Origin of the sequence: Erythrobacter ani (assembly GCF_019204025.1) — a bacterium.
Lineage (GTDB): Bacteria > Pseudomonadota > Alphaproteobacteria > Sphingomonadales > Sphingomonadaceae > Erythrobacter > Erythrobacter ani.
This window is the reverse complement of record NZ_JAGSPB010000001.1, coordinates 1341672-1357149: the sequence shown is the minus strand read 5'-3', so window position 1 is coordinate 1357149 and position 15478 is coordinate 1341672. Positions and strand designations below refer to the sequence as shown.

The window sequence follows — 15478 nt, the reverse complement described above, 5'->3', positions numbered from 1 at the left end:
TAGGGGCCGGGCATGTTTGACGATCTTAATCCCGAAAACTGGGACATCGACTGGAATGTGCTTGCCTACGACATAGCCGCGTCAGCGATCGTGGTATTCATAGCCATGATACTCTCCTACGCGGCGTACCGAATTGCCTTCGCCGCCGTGAACCGGCTCACGCTTATGTCCGAAAACGACGTCGATGACATGATCATCGATCGTGTGCGCAGCCCGATCAAATGGTCTTTCATCGCCATCGGGGTGACGTTGGCAGCCCAAGTAGACGAATCCCTCGGTCTCTTGTGGGAGCCGCTGGCACAATTCCTTCGCCCGGCCTTGCTGGGATGGATCGCGTATAACATCGTGCGCGGCGTCACCGCAGCGATTGAGGCGAGGATCGAGATGCATAGCGATCCTGTCGCCATGCGCAGCAGGCGGACGCGGATCGCAGTGTTTTCGCGGATCGCGACCTTTGCAATCATACTGATCACCATCGGCCTGATGCTGTTTTCCATTCCAGAGGTGCAGGCCATCGGGACCACTATGCTCGCCTCGGCTGGCCTAGCAGCTCTGGCGGTAGGCGCGGCGGCCCAGCCGGCACTCAAATCCCTGATTGCGGGATTGCAAGTCGCACTGACGGAGCCGATGCGTATCGGCGATCTGGTGAAGGTTGACGGCGACGTTGGCCGGGTCGAGGAAATTCACATGAGCTTCGTCACGGTCCGCACTTGGGACGAACGCGTCATAATCGTGCCGACATCGCGGTTTCTGGACGACAGCTTTGAAAACTGGTCGCGCCGGAATGAGCAGCTGACGGGGCCGGTGTTCCTTCATCTCGATCCGGCAACAGATGTCGCCCCGATACGCGAAGAATTCGACAAGTTCGTCAGCAATCATGAGCTGTTCGATGGGCGAAACATCGCCGCCTTGCTCACCGAAACCTATCCCGAAAGCATCGAGCTGCGCCTATCCATGAGCGCCAAGACGATTGGCGACCTGTGGAACCTGCGCTGCGAAACGCGCGAGCACATGGTTGGCTGGCTGCGCGAAAACATGCCCGATGCGCTTATCCGCCACAGGCTGGAAGTGCCGGGCGGCCACGAAAAGGCGGGCGAAGCCGCTGCCCCCTAGGCCGGGGTTACGCAGCTTTAATCGTGTTTCTTCGCCTTGGTCGGCTCCAACGTATCCGGCGCAAAAAACCCGATAGGATGAGCTTCAGCGGCGCGCTTCTTCAGCTCACCGCGCATCTTGCGATATTCATCCTCCATCCTCGAAGTGACGGTCGCGCGCGAATCGTCCAGTGCCGCGGCGAAATCTTCGGCCGCAACCTCGTTCACATCGCCCCCTAACCGCCGCAAGGCCGCCAATCCTGCTCGCCTGACGACATCTTCAAGGTCGGCTCCTGTGAACCTCTCGGTCTTCGCAGCGACGTCGGACAGATCCACATCTTTTCCGAGCGGCATGTCGGATGTGTGGATTTTCAGAATGTGCTCGCGGCCTTCGGTATCCGGAGTGCCGACATAGACCAGTTCGTCGAACCGGCCCGGACGAAGCAGTGCGGGGTCGACCAATGTCGGCCGGTTGGTTGCTCCGACAACGACGACCGATTGCAATTCTTCCAATCCATCCATTTCGGCGAGGATCGTGTTGACCACTCGTCCTGTCACCTGCGGCTCGCCTTGGCCGGATCCACGTGCAGGCACGAGACTGTCGATCTCGTCGATGAAAATGACGCATGGCGCAACTGCGCGCGCCCGGGCGAACAGGCGGGCAATCTGTTGTTCGCTCTCTCCGTACCATTTCGAGAGCAGATCGGAGCTTTTCATCGAGATGAAATTCGCCTCTGCCTCTTTCGCCGTGGCTTTCGCCAGCAATGTCTTCCCAGTCCCCGGCGGTCCGTAGAGCAGGAAACCCTTGGCGGGACGAATTCCCAGCCGGCGGAAGGCCTCGGGATTCTTGAGCGGAAGCTCGATACCCTCTTTCAGCTTGTCGATCGCGTCGCCCACGCCGCCGATATCGTCCCAGCTGACCTTCGGAACCTGCACCATGACTTCGCGCATTGCGGATGGTTGAATGCGTTTGAGCGCGGAAAAGAAGTCGTCCCGAGTGACGCACAGATCCTCAAGTACATCCTGCGGGATCGTGCGTTCATCAAGGTCCAGACGCGGCATGATCCGCCGGACCGCGTCAATCGCGGCCTCGCGGGTAAGCGCGGCGATATCGGCACCCACAAAGCCATGAGTGATCCGAGCAAGCTCATCGAGCTTGACTGCCGCCTCGAGCGGCATGCCGCGCGTATGAATGGCAAGGATTTCGCGGCGTCCGCTTTGATCCGGCACGCCGATAATGATCTCGCGGTCGAACCGGCCCGGACGCCGTAACGCTTCGTCGATGGCATCCGGCCGGTTGGTCGCCGCGATCACGACGAGGTTCGCCCGCGCTTCCAGCCCGTCCATCAGTGTCAGAAGCTGAGCCACCAGCCTTTTCTCGGCCTCACCCGGAACTTGCGTACGCTTCGGCGCAATCGAATCGATCTCGTCGATGAATACGATTGCAGGCGCAGCGCGGGTCGCCTCTTCGAAAACCTCGCGCAGACGCTTTTCGCTCTCGCCATAGCCCGAGCCCATAATTTCTGGCCCGTTGATGGTGAAAAATTCGGCATCGCTTTCATTGGCGACTGCCTGCGCGAGCCGGGTTTTGCCGGTTCCGGGCGGTCCATGGAGAAGAACGCCCTTGGGCGGATCGACCCCGAGCCGGGTGAACAACTCGGGATAGCGCAGCGGCAGCTCCACCATTTCGCGCAGTTGCCGAATGGTATCTTCCATGCCGCCGACATCGTCATAGTTCACGGCAGCGCGCGCGTCGCGCGGCTCTTCGAATTCCGTCCGCAGTTCGACCTCTGTGTTCTCGTCGATGTGGACAATGCCCTTGGGGCTTGTCGAGGCGACTGACAGACGGATCTGCGTCAGGGCGTAAGCGGGAGCGCGCAGTAACTGCCGCACATCGGAAGGCATATTTTGCACTGGCTGCTGACCGGTCGTCGCGACCAGATCGCCTGCCACCAAGGGTTTACCGAAGAAATTTCGTTTGAGCGCCTGCGTCGGCCCCTGCAGCCGCATTTCACGCTGGGCAGGCGCGAAGACCACACGCGTCGCCGGTCGCGACTCGGCTGCCTTGATCTCGACATGCTCGCCCGACCCTGCTTCGGCATTGCCTCGTTGCAGGCCGTCCAGCCGGACGACATCAAGCGTCTCATCCTCGGCATAGGCGGCGGTCGCGATGGCTGCGGTCGCGCGCTTCCCGATGATTTCGACAACGTCGCCTTCGGTTATGCCGAGTTCCTTGAACGCCGAACGCGGCATGCGCGCGATGCCCTGTCCCGATTCCTCCTGCCTCGCAGCGGCGACTTGAAGTCGCGCAGTTCGGGTAGCAGTGGCGGCTTCGGCATCGGCCATGGACAAATCCTCTCGATCGTTCGACTCGGCGGTCGGGCTGCCTGTTAGCTAGGCAGCGGCGCCGCCCTTTGCAAACGGCCATGCCTATGATCGTTTCGATAGAGACCGGGAAATTGTTACAAAGCGAAAGCGGGTACCACTCGGCGGCCCCAGATGCATGAGGGCAGAAAAAAGCCCGGCGCTGAGGCCGGGCTGGAAAAGTTTGGGAGAGGATGCCTGAAAGGCACGATTGGGTATGCGAGATCAGCTTCCATTTCGCAAGTGCGAAGGCCGCACTTTATGTTGCGTTCAGCGCAACCTTAGTCACTGTATCGGTGGATTGCTTCTGTCTGGCGCACATGATGTGCCGCATTTTTGGGCATTCGTGGTCTTTTCGCACAAATATGAGTCGTTGCCCCGTTGTGCATCGCAGCAACTTAAGGGCCTTGAACCCGCGCCAAACCCGGCGCGTGACACGGCGCGCTTCACCTATTAATCAGGGTGGTATTCCAGGTATCCAGATCGGATAGCTCCTCCTCCAATCCAACCGGGCAGGTCTTTCAATGAGTAAGCTTTTCCCAGATGCAGCCAGCGCGCTTGAGGGTGTGCTGCAAGACAATATGCTCGTTGCCGCGGGCGGCTTTGGTCTGTGCGGCATCCCCGAACGGCTTCTCGACGCGATACGCGACAGCGGCGTAAACGGGCTGACTTTCGCCAGCAACAATGCGGGCATCGACAACGAAGGGATTGGCAAGCTCCTTCGCACGCGCCAGGTGAAGAAGATGATCTCTTCCTATGTCGGCGAGAACAAGGAATTTGAGCGACAGTTTCTGGCAGGCGAGCTCGAAGTGGAGTTCTGCCCGCAGGGAACGCTGGCGGAGCGACTGCGCGCTGGCGGCGCGGGGATCCCCGGTTTTTACACTAAGACAGGCGTTGGCACCCAAGTCGCGGAAGGCAAGGAGCACAAGGATTTCACAGATCCCGATGGCGTCATGTCGACCTACATCCTGGAACATGGGATTTTCGCGGATCTGGCCATCGTGAAAGCATGGAAAGCCGATGAAACGGGCAACCTGATATTCCGAAAGACCGCTCGCAACTTCAATCAGCCAGCTGCAACATGCGGCAAGGTATGCGTTGTCGAAGTTGAAGAGGTGGTGCCTGCGGGCGCGCTCAACCCCGATGAAATCCATCTTCCGGGCGTTTTCGTGAACCGGATGATCGTCGGCGCGCCCTATGACAAGAAGATCGAATTCCGCACGACGCGAGAGCGAGAGTCGGCGTGACCTGCCACAGTGGCTGCACACTCATTTCGCCGAACAACACCAAAGAAGAGCATTCTCAATGACACAGGAAACGCCGGGCTGGTCCCGCGATCAAATGGCAGCCCGCGCAGCGAAAGAGCTGGAGGATGGTTATTACGTCAATCTCGGCATCGGCATTCCCACGCTTGTGGCCAATCACATTCCTGAAGGAATGCTGGTCACACTGCAGAGCGAGAACGGCATGCTGGGGATCGGGCCGTTCCCCCACGATGACGAGGTCGATCCGGACCTGATCAACGCGGGCAAGCAGACGATAAGCGAGCTGCCGCACAGCGCCTATTTCGACAGTGCGACGAGCTTTTCCATGATCCGCGGCGGCCATATCGACCTCACCGTTCTGGGGGCGATGGAAGTGGCGCAGAACGGCGACATCGCGAATTGGATGATTCCGGGCAAGATGATCAAGGGGATGGGAGGCGCGATGGACCTCGTCGCGGGCGTGAAGAAAATCATCGTCGTGATGGATCACAACGCAAAAGACGGCAGTCCGAAATTCATTCCCGAATGCACTCTCCCGCTTACCGGGGCAGGTGTTGTCGACATGATCATCACGAACCTTGGCGTGTTTCATCGCTCTGACAAGGGAACGCCATTTCGTCTGATCGAACTGGCTCCCGGCGTTTCGGCCGAAGAGGTAGCGGAAAAGACGACTGCTCAATACGAAGTGGCGCTTGAGACAGCCTGATCCATGTGGCTGGAAACGCCCCGAAATCCGAAGGCACCGCTTGCCGGAATAAGAGTGCTCGAACTGGCGCGTGTGCTAGCCGGGCCATGGGCCGGCCAGATTCTGGCCGATCTCGGCGCGGATGTGATCAAGGTCGAAAGCCCCGAAGGGGACGGCACACGTCAGTGGGGTCCGCCATGGGTGGAACGCGCCGATGCACACGGCAACATCCAGCGAGAAGCCGCCTATTATCACGCATGCAATCGCGGGAAGCGCTCGATCGTAGCGGACTTTCGCGATGAGGCCGATCTTGCGCGAGTGCGCGAACTGAGCGCCTCTGCCGATGTGCTCATCGAGAATTTCAAGACCGGCAGCCTAGCGAAGTTCGCACTCGATTACCCGTCGCTGAAGGCGGGCAATCCCGGCCTTGTCTATTGTTCGATCACAGGCTTCGGCCACACCGGACCCCGAGCGAGCGAGGCTGGATACGATTTCGTGATCCAGGGGATGAGCGGCTTTATGTCCGTTACCGGTGAGCCCGATGGCGATCCGATGAAAATGGGCATTTCGATTTCGGATCTTTCGACCGGGGTGTACGCGGCGAATGGCATCCAGGCCGCTCTGATCCAGCGCGGACGAACGGGCACCGGGCAGCAGGTCGATATGAGTTTGCTCGATTGTTCGGTGGCACTCCTCGCCAATCAGGCGACGTATTATCTGACCACAGGAGACAATCCACCGCGCATGGGCAACGCGCACGCCCAGGTTGCCCCTTACGGGGTCTTTCCGGTCAGCGACGGGCACGTGATCCTCGCGCCTGCGAATGATGGCCTGTTCAGGAAGCTTGCCGAACTTTTGGGGATTGCCGAGCTGGCCGACGATGCGCGTTTCGCGCGCAATGGCGATCGCACGATCAATGCCGCAGCTCTCGATGCCGAAATCGCTATGGCGACTGGAAAATGGACCAAGGCCGAACTGCTGGCCAAATGCAAAGCCAGAGGCGTTCCTGCCGGACCGATCAACCAATTGGACGAGGTTTTTTCCGATCCGCAGGTCATCGCGCGCGGGCTGCGCGTGGATATCGGCGGGATGCCCGGCGTGCGGTCGCCCTTCACGTTCTCCGATGCCGAGCTGGCGCTGGACCGACCGTCGCCGATCCAGGGCGAGGATGATTAGGACAGCAACCGGGCACTAAGGCGCCAGACTCGTTCGAACGGTCCATGGCCAAAATGCTTCAGCCAGAACGGCGACCACAGCGATATCGCGGCGATCGGTACAAAGCTGAGCGCGAATGCCTGAGACCGCGAAACCTCGCCGAACAGGCCGAACCCCCAACTCGCAAAGAGTGCGGCCAGGATCACACTCGTCATGAGGTAATTGGTCAGTGAGAGCCGGCCAACACAGGCGAGCTGACTGGTAAGCCTCCCCGAAGCGCTGAAAAACGCCATCGCCAGTGCCGCGTATGCGAGCGCAAGAAGCGTATCGAAAGGCGCGGACAGGACGAGCGCAGATGCCCCGACGAGAGCGCCCGGAAATCCGTTATCTGCCATCCACCAAGCGAGCAACAGGAGCACGGGGAGGGACAGCGCTGCACTGATCGCAGCGAGCCGCTGCATTCTGAAAGTGCGCCATTCCCGCGCCAGCATCCTGTCTTTCCAAAGCGCCATGCCAAGTGTCATCCCAGCCAGGCTTATCGGGACAGAGCCTGCAACCTCCCTCAGCTGGGATAAGATATCGGCCGAGCGCCGCGTGATCCTCCCGTGGAAATTTTCGCTCCCCAATTGCAGAGCGTGGCGGACGGCGGGTTCGTCAGCACCGAAGTTGCGCTCGGCGAATAGAGAAGCATCGGTCCCCATGCGGCCAGCGTAGAAATCGAGGACGCTGCTGCCGAACACCACGATGCCGCCACCCACATGGACGCCGACAAATCCGATTGCGACGGCATAGAGCGCGCGGTGCGATAGCTGCACGAAGAATGGCAGCGCCAGTCCTGCAATCGCATAGCCGCGCAGGATGTCGTTATTTGCCAGCAAAACAGAATGTGCGATCCCGATCGCGACCAATATCACCATCCGGGCATAGTGTTTCCGCACGGGACGCGCCGCCTCCCGCTCCAGCAGGATCAGGCAGCCCGCCCCGAACATCATAGCAAAGAGCGTTCGGAACTTGTCTTCGATGAAGACGAAACTGACAGCCCAGATCAGGCGGTCCGCCGCATGCTCTGCGCCGTACACAACCGGGTTGTGGTATGCCTGATGCGGGAGGGCGAACGCGTAAACGTTCATCCAGACGATGCCGATCACGGCGAGACCGCGCAGCGCATCCAGCTCGATGACGCGGTGCGTGCTGGGTGTGGGCACTCCCATGGGCAGCGCGTTTATCAGATCAGGCGAGCGCTGCCTTCAGGTCATCGACCAAATCCGTTTTCTCCCACGGGAAGAAATCACCATCGGCGGTACGGCCGAAGTGCCCGTATGCGGCGCTCTTGCGGTAGATGGGCTTGTTGAGGCCAAGATGCGTCCGGATGGCGCGCGGAGTCAGGCCGCCGAGCTTGGTGATCGATTTGATCGCATCTTCGATGGCCGCATCGTCGGCGCCGCCGGCGCAGGTGCCGTGGGTGTCGACGTAAAGCGACAATGGTTCCGATACACCGATGGCATAGGCAATCTGGATCGTGCAACGGTCTGCGATGCCAGCGGCGACCACATTCTTGGCGAGGTAGCGGGTGATATAGGCCGCGCTGCGATCAACTTTGGTCGGGTCTTTACCGCTAAAGGCACCGCCGCCATGCGGGCTTGCTCCGCCATAGGTATCGACGATGATCTTGCGTCCGGTCAGTCCGGCGTCCCCGTCGGGACCGCCGATCACGAAACTGCCCGTGGGGTTGATGTGCCACTGGGTTTCGCCCGAAATGAAGCCAGCGGGGAGGATATCCGTCACGACGCCTTTGACGTAGGATTTGAGCTCCGCTTCCTTATCGCCCTCGTCGTATCCCTCGGCATGCTGAGTGCTGACGACGATCGCGGTGCAAGCGACCGGCTTTCCGTCCTTGTAACGCAGCGTAACCTGGCTCTTCGCATCGGGTTCGAGGAAAGGCGCTGCGCCCGAGTGGCGGTCGGCTGCGAGCCTTTCGAGAATCTTGTGGCTGTAATCAATCGGTGCCGGCATGAGATCGGGTGTCTCGTTGCACGCAAAACCGAACATGATGCCCTGGTCGCCCGCGCCTTCATCCTTGTTGGAGCCATCCTCGCCAGCATCGACGCCCTGCGCGATATGGGCGGACTGACCGTGCAGATGGTTTTCGAATGTCAGCGTCTTCCAGTGGAAGCCGTCCTGCTCATAGCCAATATCGCGGACGGTGCTGCGAACGGCCTGTTCGATTTCTTCCTTTGCGCCGGGAGCCCAGCCTCCATTGACGGCCCAATCCTCGTTATCTTCATCGTACATCGGCGCACAGCGAATCTCCCCCGACAGGATCACGCGCTGGGTCGTGGTCATGGTTTCGCAAGCAACGCGCGCTTCCGGATCCTTTGCTAGCATGAGGTCGACGATGGCGTCGGAAATTTGATCGGAAACCTTGTCCGGGTGACCTTCTGAAACGCTTTCGGAGGTGAATAGAAAATCGCGGCGCATGGGCACTCCCGGTAAATCTCGATGTCGGCTCGCGGCCCCTTATGCAGATATAAGGAAACCTTTATGTGTTGCGCGATGCCTAGCCGGGCTGGCGGCGCAGCGCAAGCATTCTCGGGCCTGCCAATCCCAGCAATATCAGCAAGGCACCCCATGCGAGCGCAAGGGAATTACCCCAGCGCGAAAAAGGGGTCGGCGCTTTCGCGGGAGGTATGACGCCGCTAACAGCGTCTGCCTCGCCGCGACCGATCGATTTACGCACGACACCGCTCGCATCGATCACCGCGCTGATCCCGGTTGTGGTCGAGCGGAGAACCGGCAAGCCTTCCTCGATGGCACGCAGGCGCGCCTGCGCCAGATGCTGCGGCGGCCCCCACCAGCCAAACCAACCATCGTTCGAAGGATTGAATATGTAATCGGGCCGGTTTGACTGATCGACCACCTCGCCCGAAAACACGATCTCGTAGCAGATCTGAACGCCTACCTTCCCGTGAACTCCAAGATCGATCGTGCCTGGTCCGGGCCCCGGATCGTAGTCGATCGATCCCGCCACAAGCCGAGACAGTCCGAGCGGTTCAAGCAAGGGCCTCATGGGTAGATATTCGCCGTAAGGCACCAGATGCGCCTTCGCGTAGTGCCCAGTGATTTCGCCTTCGGCATTGATCGCCAGCACCGAATTTCGTGCGCTCTCGACCCGCTTGATCCCGAATTTTTCCGTGAAATCGAGATTCACGGCTCCAGTCAGCAAAGTGGACTGCGGCCCAGCGATTGTCGCCATCCGGTTCCGGGCGAAGACCGGATCGCCGCCAGCAGTCATCCTCTTGTAGTATCGCTGCGGATAGCCGTCTTCGAGGTAATCAGGCACAGCGCTCTCGGGCCAAAGGACAACGCGTGATCGTTCCCGGCCCGGCACTGTCAACCGCGTGATCCGCTCAAATTGCTCTTCGAATTTGGTCGGATCGTCTATCTCGTCCTGTGTGAGTAGCGGCTGCACGAGAGTATAGCTTACGCCGCCCGTGGCTGGCTGATCTGCACCAATCGGCAAAATCATTGCAATCATAACGGCCAACCCGGTGCCAGCGCCGAGCCACCAGCGGCGCGTTTTGACCGCCCAGAAAATGATCCCACCAATAAGAATTGCAATTCCAGACAGAGCGTAGGTGCCAAGCCATGGGAGGGCCGCGGCGATCCCGGCGCTATCCCAATCACCCAGAAGCATGAGGCCAAGAGGCGGCCAAGGATAGCCGGTGAGCGCCCAGCCGCGCAGCCACTCAGTGATGATCCATGCACCAGCAAGAACCAGCCCGAATGCAAAGGGGTCGGCTTTTCGGGCCAGCAGGTGGGCAGCCACAGCAGCCAGCGCGGGATAGACCGCAAGGTATATGCAAAGGAGAGGAACGGCGATCCAGCCGAGAAATTCCGGCATTTTCGCCTGATAGGTGAACGCGGTCGCGATCCAGTTATTGGCGAGCGTCAGGTGGGCCCAGCTGAACAACCAGCCCAGCCGCGCCGCCGATTTCCAGCTTTGTGCCTCCCACAAGAGCGCGGCGAACGCGGCAAGCGCAGGCAGCGCGATCCACCACGCGTGCAGGGGCGGATATCCGCACGCCGCGACAAGCCCCAGCGCAATCGCACTGAGACCGGGGCGCGCTCTTGCGAACGCAACCATTTTCTGGAGCTGGGAGAGCATTCGAAGCAATTCGCGTGTGCCCAGATGCCGCCCTTAACTATCGGTCAGCCGACCGCTTCCAGACTGTCGTCACTGTCCTTGTCGGATGCGGAACTGGCGCTGATTGAAGGCGGGAGGACCGACGAATCGATCTCTCCGGCACCTGCGTTCTCGCTCGGTTTTTCAGCGCGCGGCTTGCGCCGTTTCGGCTTCTCTTCACCGTCGGTTGAATCGCTTCTCGGCTTGCGAGCGCGGCGCTTCGGCTTCTCGGCCTCTCCAGCGGCGTCCTCACCGGAATCGCTTTCGTTTTCCCGATCGGGACCGTCTCCGCGCTGTTCGTTCGCGTCGTCCCGGCCGCCGCGCGGACGGCGATTGCCACCGCGGCGACTGTCGTTGCGGCGGGTATCGCCATCATCTTCGTCGCTGTCGTCGTTTGCCTGGCCGCGCTCATCATTCCGCTTTGCCCGCGCTTCGTCCTGTCGCGCTTTATTGTCGGCGATCACGCGGAAGTAGTGATCTGCAAACTGCAGGTAATATTCAGCCTGCACCCGGTCGCCATTATGTTGTGCGTCCTGAGCGAGCTTTTTATACTTGTCGAGCAATTGCGGCGCATTGCCGCGCGCCCGGCTGTCAATCCGGTTAAGCTGATTGCCCCCGCCGCCGCCCTGGTTGCGATTACCGCGTCCGCGGCGACGATTATTACGATTGTTATTCAAGGAAATTCTTCCCCTTAGCGACCTTGCGCACCCATGGGCTGCGCTCTCGGCCAACAGACTGCTCGTCTTTGCGCGAAACTTTTATGACGCGCGCTCCGCGCTGCCATGACCGAGGGCTTGCCCTAACGGCCGTCTGACATCGAATTTGGAGCTTGGCCGGTGATTCTGCGCAGTTCACAAATCAATGGCCTGATTCGGAGGTAGCGAGCCAAACCACGTTTGCCAAGCCCTCCTGGCGTTTTCATGTGCGGAAGACTAACGCGCGTGGCCGATTTGCAAGATCGCGGCGCAATTCCACAAAAAATCCGGCTTTTCGTGCAATTTCTGTAATATCTTTGACCTGATTTGATCCGATTTCGAAGATCGCGGCGCCCCCCTTGTTTAGGTGCTTGCCAATCTGCGGGATGATTATGCGATAGTCGTCAAGACCCTCTGGTCCCGCAAACAGCGCGTTTCCCGGCTCGAAATCGCGGACGTCGGGTTCTAACGCAGCATTTTCTTCAACATAAGGCGGATTGCACAGGATCAGATCGAATTCGCCGAGATCATCTCGCCATCCGTCCTGAAGCCAACTGCGCTCGGTCATTTGCGCGCGCGCATCGTCCAATCCGAAGCTCTGCGCATTTTTTCGTGCGATCTGCAAGGCATCGGCAGACGCATCGATGCCGATCCCGGTCGATCCATCATATTCGAGCAAGGCAGTCAGCAGCAGCGCGCCAGATCCGGTGCCGAGGTCCAGAATGCGCATTGCATTCGGCACAACCTCAAGAGCGGCCTCGATCAGCGTTTCGCTGTCACCGCGCGGGATCAACACACCGGGCGCGACCGCGAACGTGCGGCCATAGAATTCTTGCACGCCCGTTATATACGCAACGGGCTCATGCCCTGCGCGCCGTTCCACCAAAGGGCCGAACTCTCCAGGCGCATCATCCTGCATCGCGCGAAGCAGCATGTCGGAGCGGCTCATCCCGAGCGCATGCGCCATCAGCAGCTCCGCATCGAGCCGCGCGGTGTCGCTGGTGTTTGAAAGCGTCTCTGTCGCCGCACGGATCGCTTCGGCGACCGTCATTTTGCCGACCTACTCACTGAGCGCCGCTAGCCGCTTACCCTCATCCTCGGAAATGAGCGCGTCCACCAGCTCATTAAGGCCCGGCCCGGCGAGCACTTCTTCAAGCTTGTGCAGCGTCAGTCCGATCCGGTGATCGGTCACGCGTCCTTGCGGAAAATTGTAGGTCCGGATGCGTTCGGAGCGATCGCCACTGCCGACCATCGCCTTGCGCGCTTCGGCCTCCGCGCCTTGGGCTTCATCGCGCGTCTTTTCGAACAGCCGCGCGCGCAGTACCTGCATGGCCTTTTCGCGGTTCTTGTGCTGGCTGCGCCCGTCCTGACAGGTAACAACAAGACCGCTCGGTTCGTGCGTGATCCGGATTGCGCTGTCGGTGGTGTTGACGTGCTGGCCGCCCGCCCCGCTTGCTCTGTAGGTGTCGATCTTGAGGTCGCCGGGGTCGATATCGATGTCCACGTCGTCAGGTTCAGGCAGCACCGCGACCGTCGCTGCACTGGTGTGGATGCGTCCGCCGCTTTCGGTGACGGGGACGCGCTGAACGCGGTGGACGCCGCTTTCGAATTTGAGCTTTGCAAACACGCCCTGCCCGGTGACATTGGCGACGATTTCCTTGAAGCCGCCGACTTCGCTTGCGCTTATGCTGACCGGATCCACTTTCCAGCCCTGTTCGGCGGCAAAGCGTTCGTACATCCGGTAAAGATCGCCTGCGAACAAAGCCGCTTCATCGCCGCCGGTGCCGGCGCGGATTTCGAGCATTGCCGGCTTGCTGTCGGCCGCGTCGCGCGGGAGCAGGGCGACAGCAAGCGCGCGTTCTTTTTCAGGCAGTTCCGAACGAAGCGTTTCCAGCTCCTCCTCCGCCATCTCCTTCATTTCCGGATCGACCAGCATCTCTTCAAGTCCCGCGATTTCCTCGCGCATCGCCTTCACGTCGGCGGCGGTTTTCGCGACCGGCTCCAGTTCGGCATAGTCGCGGCTGGCCTGCACAAACTCGTCGCCCTCAAGCGTGCCCGATGCCATCCGCGCTTCAAGCTCGGCGAAGCGATTGGCAATCTGGTCAAGACGGGCGGCGGGGATCTGCATTATTCAGCGAAGCAGCGCTTCAAGTCGCGGCGTATCAGATTCATCTGCCTTGATGCGGTGCGTTGGTTCCCCATCGCGCACGTCAAAGGCAACTATCGAGCGCGCGCCGGACTTCACAGCCTTGTCGAACCGCTTGCGAGTGCTGCCTGCCGCGAACAGATCGGCTGACATCCCTGATCCGCGCAGCTTACCCAAGGCGGAGATGGCATCGCTCATGCGCGCGTCGTCCTCAACCACTACAATGACGTCCGCCAGAGGCTCACCCCTGTCCTCCACCAACATCGCCAGCCGCTCGATTCCCGCAGCCCATCCGACCGCAGGCGTTGCCGGTCCGCCGAGGCTTTCCATCAGCCCATCATAACGCCCGCCACCTAGCACGGTGCTCTGCGCGCCGAGTGTATCGGCTGCGGCCGAGCCCTCGTCCGGGATAAATTCGAATGCGGTGTGGCGATAATAATCGAGACCGCGAACAAGGCTTTCGGCGCGCTTCCAGTTCACGCCTGCCGCGTCGAGCCCGCTCGTCACGCTGTCGAAAAAGCCAAGCGCTTCGTCCGTGAGGAAGTCATCGATCTTAGGCGCATCGGCGACGAATTGCTGGTCCCGCCGATCCTTTGAATCGAGAATGCGCAGCGGATTCTTCTCCAGCCGATCCTGCGAATCCTCCGACAGGTCCCCCTTTACGCCGCCAAAATACTCGATCAGTGCCGCGCGCCAGTTTTCGCGGCTGTCCGCGTCACCGAGCGTATTGAGATGCAGGGTCACGCCCTCAATCCCCAGCTCCTTCAGCAGCTGGTCAGCCATCGCGAGCAATTCGACATCGGCCTGCGGTTCTGCGGCTCCGATGATCTCAGCATCGATCTGGTGAAACTGGCGATAGCGCCCTTTTTGCGGACGTTCGTAGCGGAACAGCGGTCCGTGGGTCGCCAGCTTCAGCGGCGCGTGCTGCTGCCAGCCATTGGTGAGAAAGGCGCGCGCGATCCCGGCGGTAAATTCGGGGCGCAGGGTGAGCGAATCCCCGCCGCGATCCTCGAACGAATACATCTCTTTCGACACGACATCGGTCGTCTCACCGATCGCGCGGCTGAACACCTCGGTCTTTTCGAACACCGGCATTTCCGCGCGGCGAAAACGGTACAGGCGGCGCACGCGCTCGAACGTCTCGACGACGAAAGCGAATGCCTCCGCCTCGGGGCCGAAGATATCCTGCGTGCCGCGAATGGCTTTGGGTGTGTTCTGGGGCATGGGTTCCTACTCTTAAGCGCCGCGCTTAAGACCAAGGGAGGTCTTTCGCAATGCCGCGACAACGGCTAGAGGCGCGCTCAACCAATACCTCCCCTTTTCAAATCCGAGAAAATCATGCGCATCGACAAGATCCCCACCGGCACCAACGTCCCCGACGACCTCAACGTCATCATCGAAGTCCCGACCGGCGGCGAACCGGTGAAATACGAATTCGACAAGGAAAGCGGCGCGTTGTTCGTCGACCGCATCCTGCATACGCCGATGCGCTATCCGGCCAATTACGGCTTCATCCCGCACACGCTTTCACCCGATGGCGACCCGCTCGATGCGTTGGTGATCGCGCGCTCGCCCTTCATGGCCGGGTGCGTCGTGCGTGCGCGCCCCATCGGCGTACTCAACCTCGAAGACGAGCACGGCGGCGATGAAAAGCTGATCTGCGTGCCGGTCGACACGACCTTCCCGTATTATTCGGATGTCGGCGAGACCAAGGACCTGCCCTCGATCATATTCCAGCAGATCGAACACTTCTTCACCCACTACAAGGATCTCGAAAAGGAGAAGTGGGTGCGCGTCGGTAAATGGGGCGACCGAGCCGAAGCCCGGCAGATCGTCCTCGAAGCGGTCGAGCGCGCTTCCTCCTGAGCCCTCAAGCGCCGGGCGCGGGCCTGTT

At 60.4% G+C, this 15478-nt stretch carries 13 protein-coding genes; 5 read left to right on the top strand and 8 right to left on the bottom strand.

The annotated features are described in order from the left end of the window. Positions 1 to 12: 12 nt before the first annotated feature. Positions 13 to 1113 carry a mechanosensitive ion channel family protein gene (locus KCG45_RS06590; RefSeq protein ID WP_218316251.1) on the top strand — a complete coding sequence of 367 codons (1101 nt, stop codon included), beginning with the start codon at positions 13 to 15 and terminating at the stop codon, positions 1111 to 1113. Positions 1114 to 1130: 17 nt separating this feature from the next. Here the strand turns inward: KCG45_RS06590 and KCG45_RS06585 are convergent, their stop codons facing one another. Then, entirely contained in the window at positions 1131 to 3437 is a 2307-nt protein-coding gene (locus tag KCG45_RS06585) for a CDC48 family AAA ATPase (protein ID WP_218316250.1), read from the bottom strand. A 542-nt stretch (positions 3438 to 3979) separates the two neighbouring features. On the opposite strand from KCG45_RS06585, the gene KCG45_RS06580 reads away from it, so the two are divergent. The 3 genes from KCG45_RS06580 to KCG45_RS06570 are packed head-to-tail and all read left to right on the top strand — an operon-like array spanning position 3980 to position 6581. Further along, positions 3980 to 4702, top strand: coding sequence for a CoA transferase subunit A (locus KCG45_RS06580; protein WP_218316249.1), 723 nt, complete (start codon positions 3980 to 3982; stop codon positions 4700 to 4702). A gap of 58 nt (positions 4703 to 4760) precedes the next feature. Next, positions 4761 to 5426 (top strand): CoA transferase subunit B, encoded by a 666-nt coding sequence (locus KCG45_RS06575; protein WP_218316248.1) that lies wholly within the window; start codon positions 4761 to 4763, stop codon positions 5424 to 5426. 3 nt (positions 5427 to 5429) lie between these two features. Then, positions 5430 to 6581: a CaiB/BaiF CoA transferase family protein gene (locus tag KCG45_RS06570; protein WP_218316247.1), complete on the top strand. Its 1152-nt coding sequence runs from the start codon at positions 5430 to 5432 to the stop codon at positions 6579 to 6581. Here KCG45_RS06570 and KCG45_RS06565 read toward each other — a convergent pair. The 7 genes from KCG45_RS06565 to hisS form a co-directional block, all read right to left on the bottom strand. Beyond that, positions 6578 to 7771, bottom strand: a complete 1194-nt coding sequence (locus KCG45_RS06565) for a DUF418 domain-containing protein (protein ID WP_218316246.1) — start codon at positions 7769 to 7771, stop codon at positions 6578 to 6580. The genes KCG45_RS06570 and KCG45_RS06565 overlap by 4 nt on opposite strands. Positions 7772 to 7790: 19 nt before the next feature. Beyond that, positions 7791 to 9038: a methionine adenosyltransferase gene (gene metK, locus KCG45_RS06560; RefSeq protein ID WP_218316245.1), complete on the bottom strand. Its 1248-nt coding sequence runs from the start codon at positions 9036 to 9038 to the stop codon at positions 7791 to 7793. A 79-nt stretch (positions 9039 to 9117) separates the two neighbouring features. Then, positions 9118 to 10725 carry an apolipoprotein N-acyltransferase gene (lnt, locus tag KCG45_RS06555; RefSeq protein ID WP_218316244.1) on the bottom strand — a complete coding sequence of 536 codons (1608 nt, stop codon included), beginning with the start codon at positions 10723 to 10725 and terminating at the stop codon, positions 9118 to 9120. 44 nt (positions 10726 to 10769) lie between these two features. Beyond that, positions 10770 to 11420 carry a DUF4167 domain-containing protein gene (locus tag KCG45_RS06550; RefSeq protein WP_218316243.1) on the bottom strand — a complete coding sequence of 217 codons (651 nt, stop codon included), beginning with the start codon at positions 11418 to 11420 and terminating at the stop codon, positions 10770 to 10772. A gap of 241 nt (positions 11421 to 11661) precedes the next feature. After that, positions 11662 to 12489, bottom strand: coding sequence for a peptide chain release factor N(5)-glutamine methyltransferase (gene prmC / locus KCG45_RS06545; RefSeq protein WP_218316242.1), 828 nt, complete (start codon positions 12487 to 12489; stop codon positions 11662 to 11664). 9 nt (positions 12490 to 12498) lie between these two features. Continuing rightward, positions 12499 to 13566 (bottom strand): peptide chain release factor 1, encoded by a 1068-nt coding sequence (prfA, locus tag KCG45_RS06540; RefSeq protein WP_218316241.1) that lies wholly within the window; start codon positions 13564 to 13566, stop codon positions 12499 to 12501. 3 nt (positions 13567 to 13569) lie between these two features. Then, positions 13570 to 14808, bottom strand: a complete 1239-nt coding sequence (hisS, locus tag KCG45_RS06535; protein WP_218316240.1) for a histidine--tRNA ligase — start codon at positions 14806 to 14808, stop codon at positions 13570 to 13572. Positions 14809 to 14922: 114 nt separating this feature from the next. Between hisS and ppa the strand changes: the two genes are divergently transcribed. Continuing rightward, on the top strand, positions 14923 to 15450 hold the full coding sequence (gene ppa, locus KCG45_RS06530; protein ID WP_218316239.1) for an inorganic diphosphatase: 528 nt from the start codon (positions 14923 to 14925) through the stop codon (positions 15448 to 15450). Positions 15451 to 15478 lie beyond the last annotated feature (28 nt).

Coding starts and splice junctions, on each gene's coding strand:
- KCG45_RS06570 (WP_218316247.1), top strand. CDS start 5,430: ATGTGGCTGGAAACGCCCCGAAATCCGAAGGCACCGCTTGCCGGAATA.
- KCG45_RS06565 (WP_218316246.1), bottom strand. CDS start 7,771: ATGGGAGTGCCCACACCCAGCACGCACCGCGTCATCGAGCTGGATGCG.
- prfA (WP_218316241.1), bottom strand. CDS start 13,566: ATGCAGATCCCCGCCGCCCGTCTTGACCAGATTGCCAATCGCTTCGCC.
- KCG45_RS06580 (WP_218316249.1), top strand. CDS start 3,980: ATGAGTAAGCTTTTCCCAGATGCAGCCAGCGCGCTTGAGGGTGTGCTG.
- KCG45_RS06585 (WP_218316250.1), bottom strand. CDS start 3,437: ATGGCCGATGCCGAAGCCGCCACTGCTACCCGAACTGCGCGACTTCAA.
- lnt (WP_218316244.1), bottom strand. CDS start 10,725: ATGCTCTCCCAGCTCCAGAAAATGGTTGCGTTCGCAAGAGCGCGCCCC.
- KCG45_RS06575 (WP_218316248.1), top strand. CDS start 4,761: ATGACACAGGAAACGCCGGGCTGGTCCCGCGATCAAATGGCAGCCCGC.
- KCG45_RS06590 (WP_218316251.1), top strand. CDS start 13: ATGTTTGACGATCTTAATCCCGAAAACTGGGACATCGACTGGAATGTG.
- ppa (WP_218316239.1), top strand. CDS start 14,923: ATGCGCATCGACAAGATCCCCACCGGCACCAACGTCCCCGACGACCTC.
- metK (WP_218316245.1), bottom strand. CDS start 9,038: ATGCGCCGCGATTTTCTATTCACCTCCGAAAGCGTTTCAGAAGGTCAC.
- hisS (WP_218316240.1), bottom strand. CDS start 14,808: ATGCCCCAGAACACACCCAAAGCCATTCGCGGCACGCAGGATATCTTC.
- prmC (WP_218316242.1), bottom strand. CDS start 12,489: ATGACGGTCGCCGAAGCGATCCGTGCGGCGACAGAGACGCTTTCAAAC.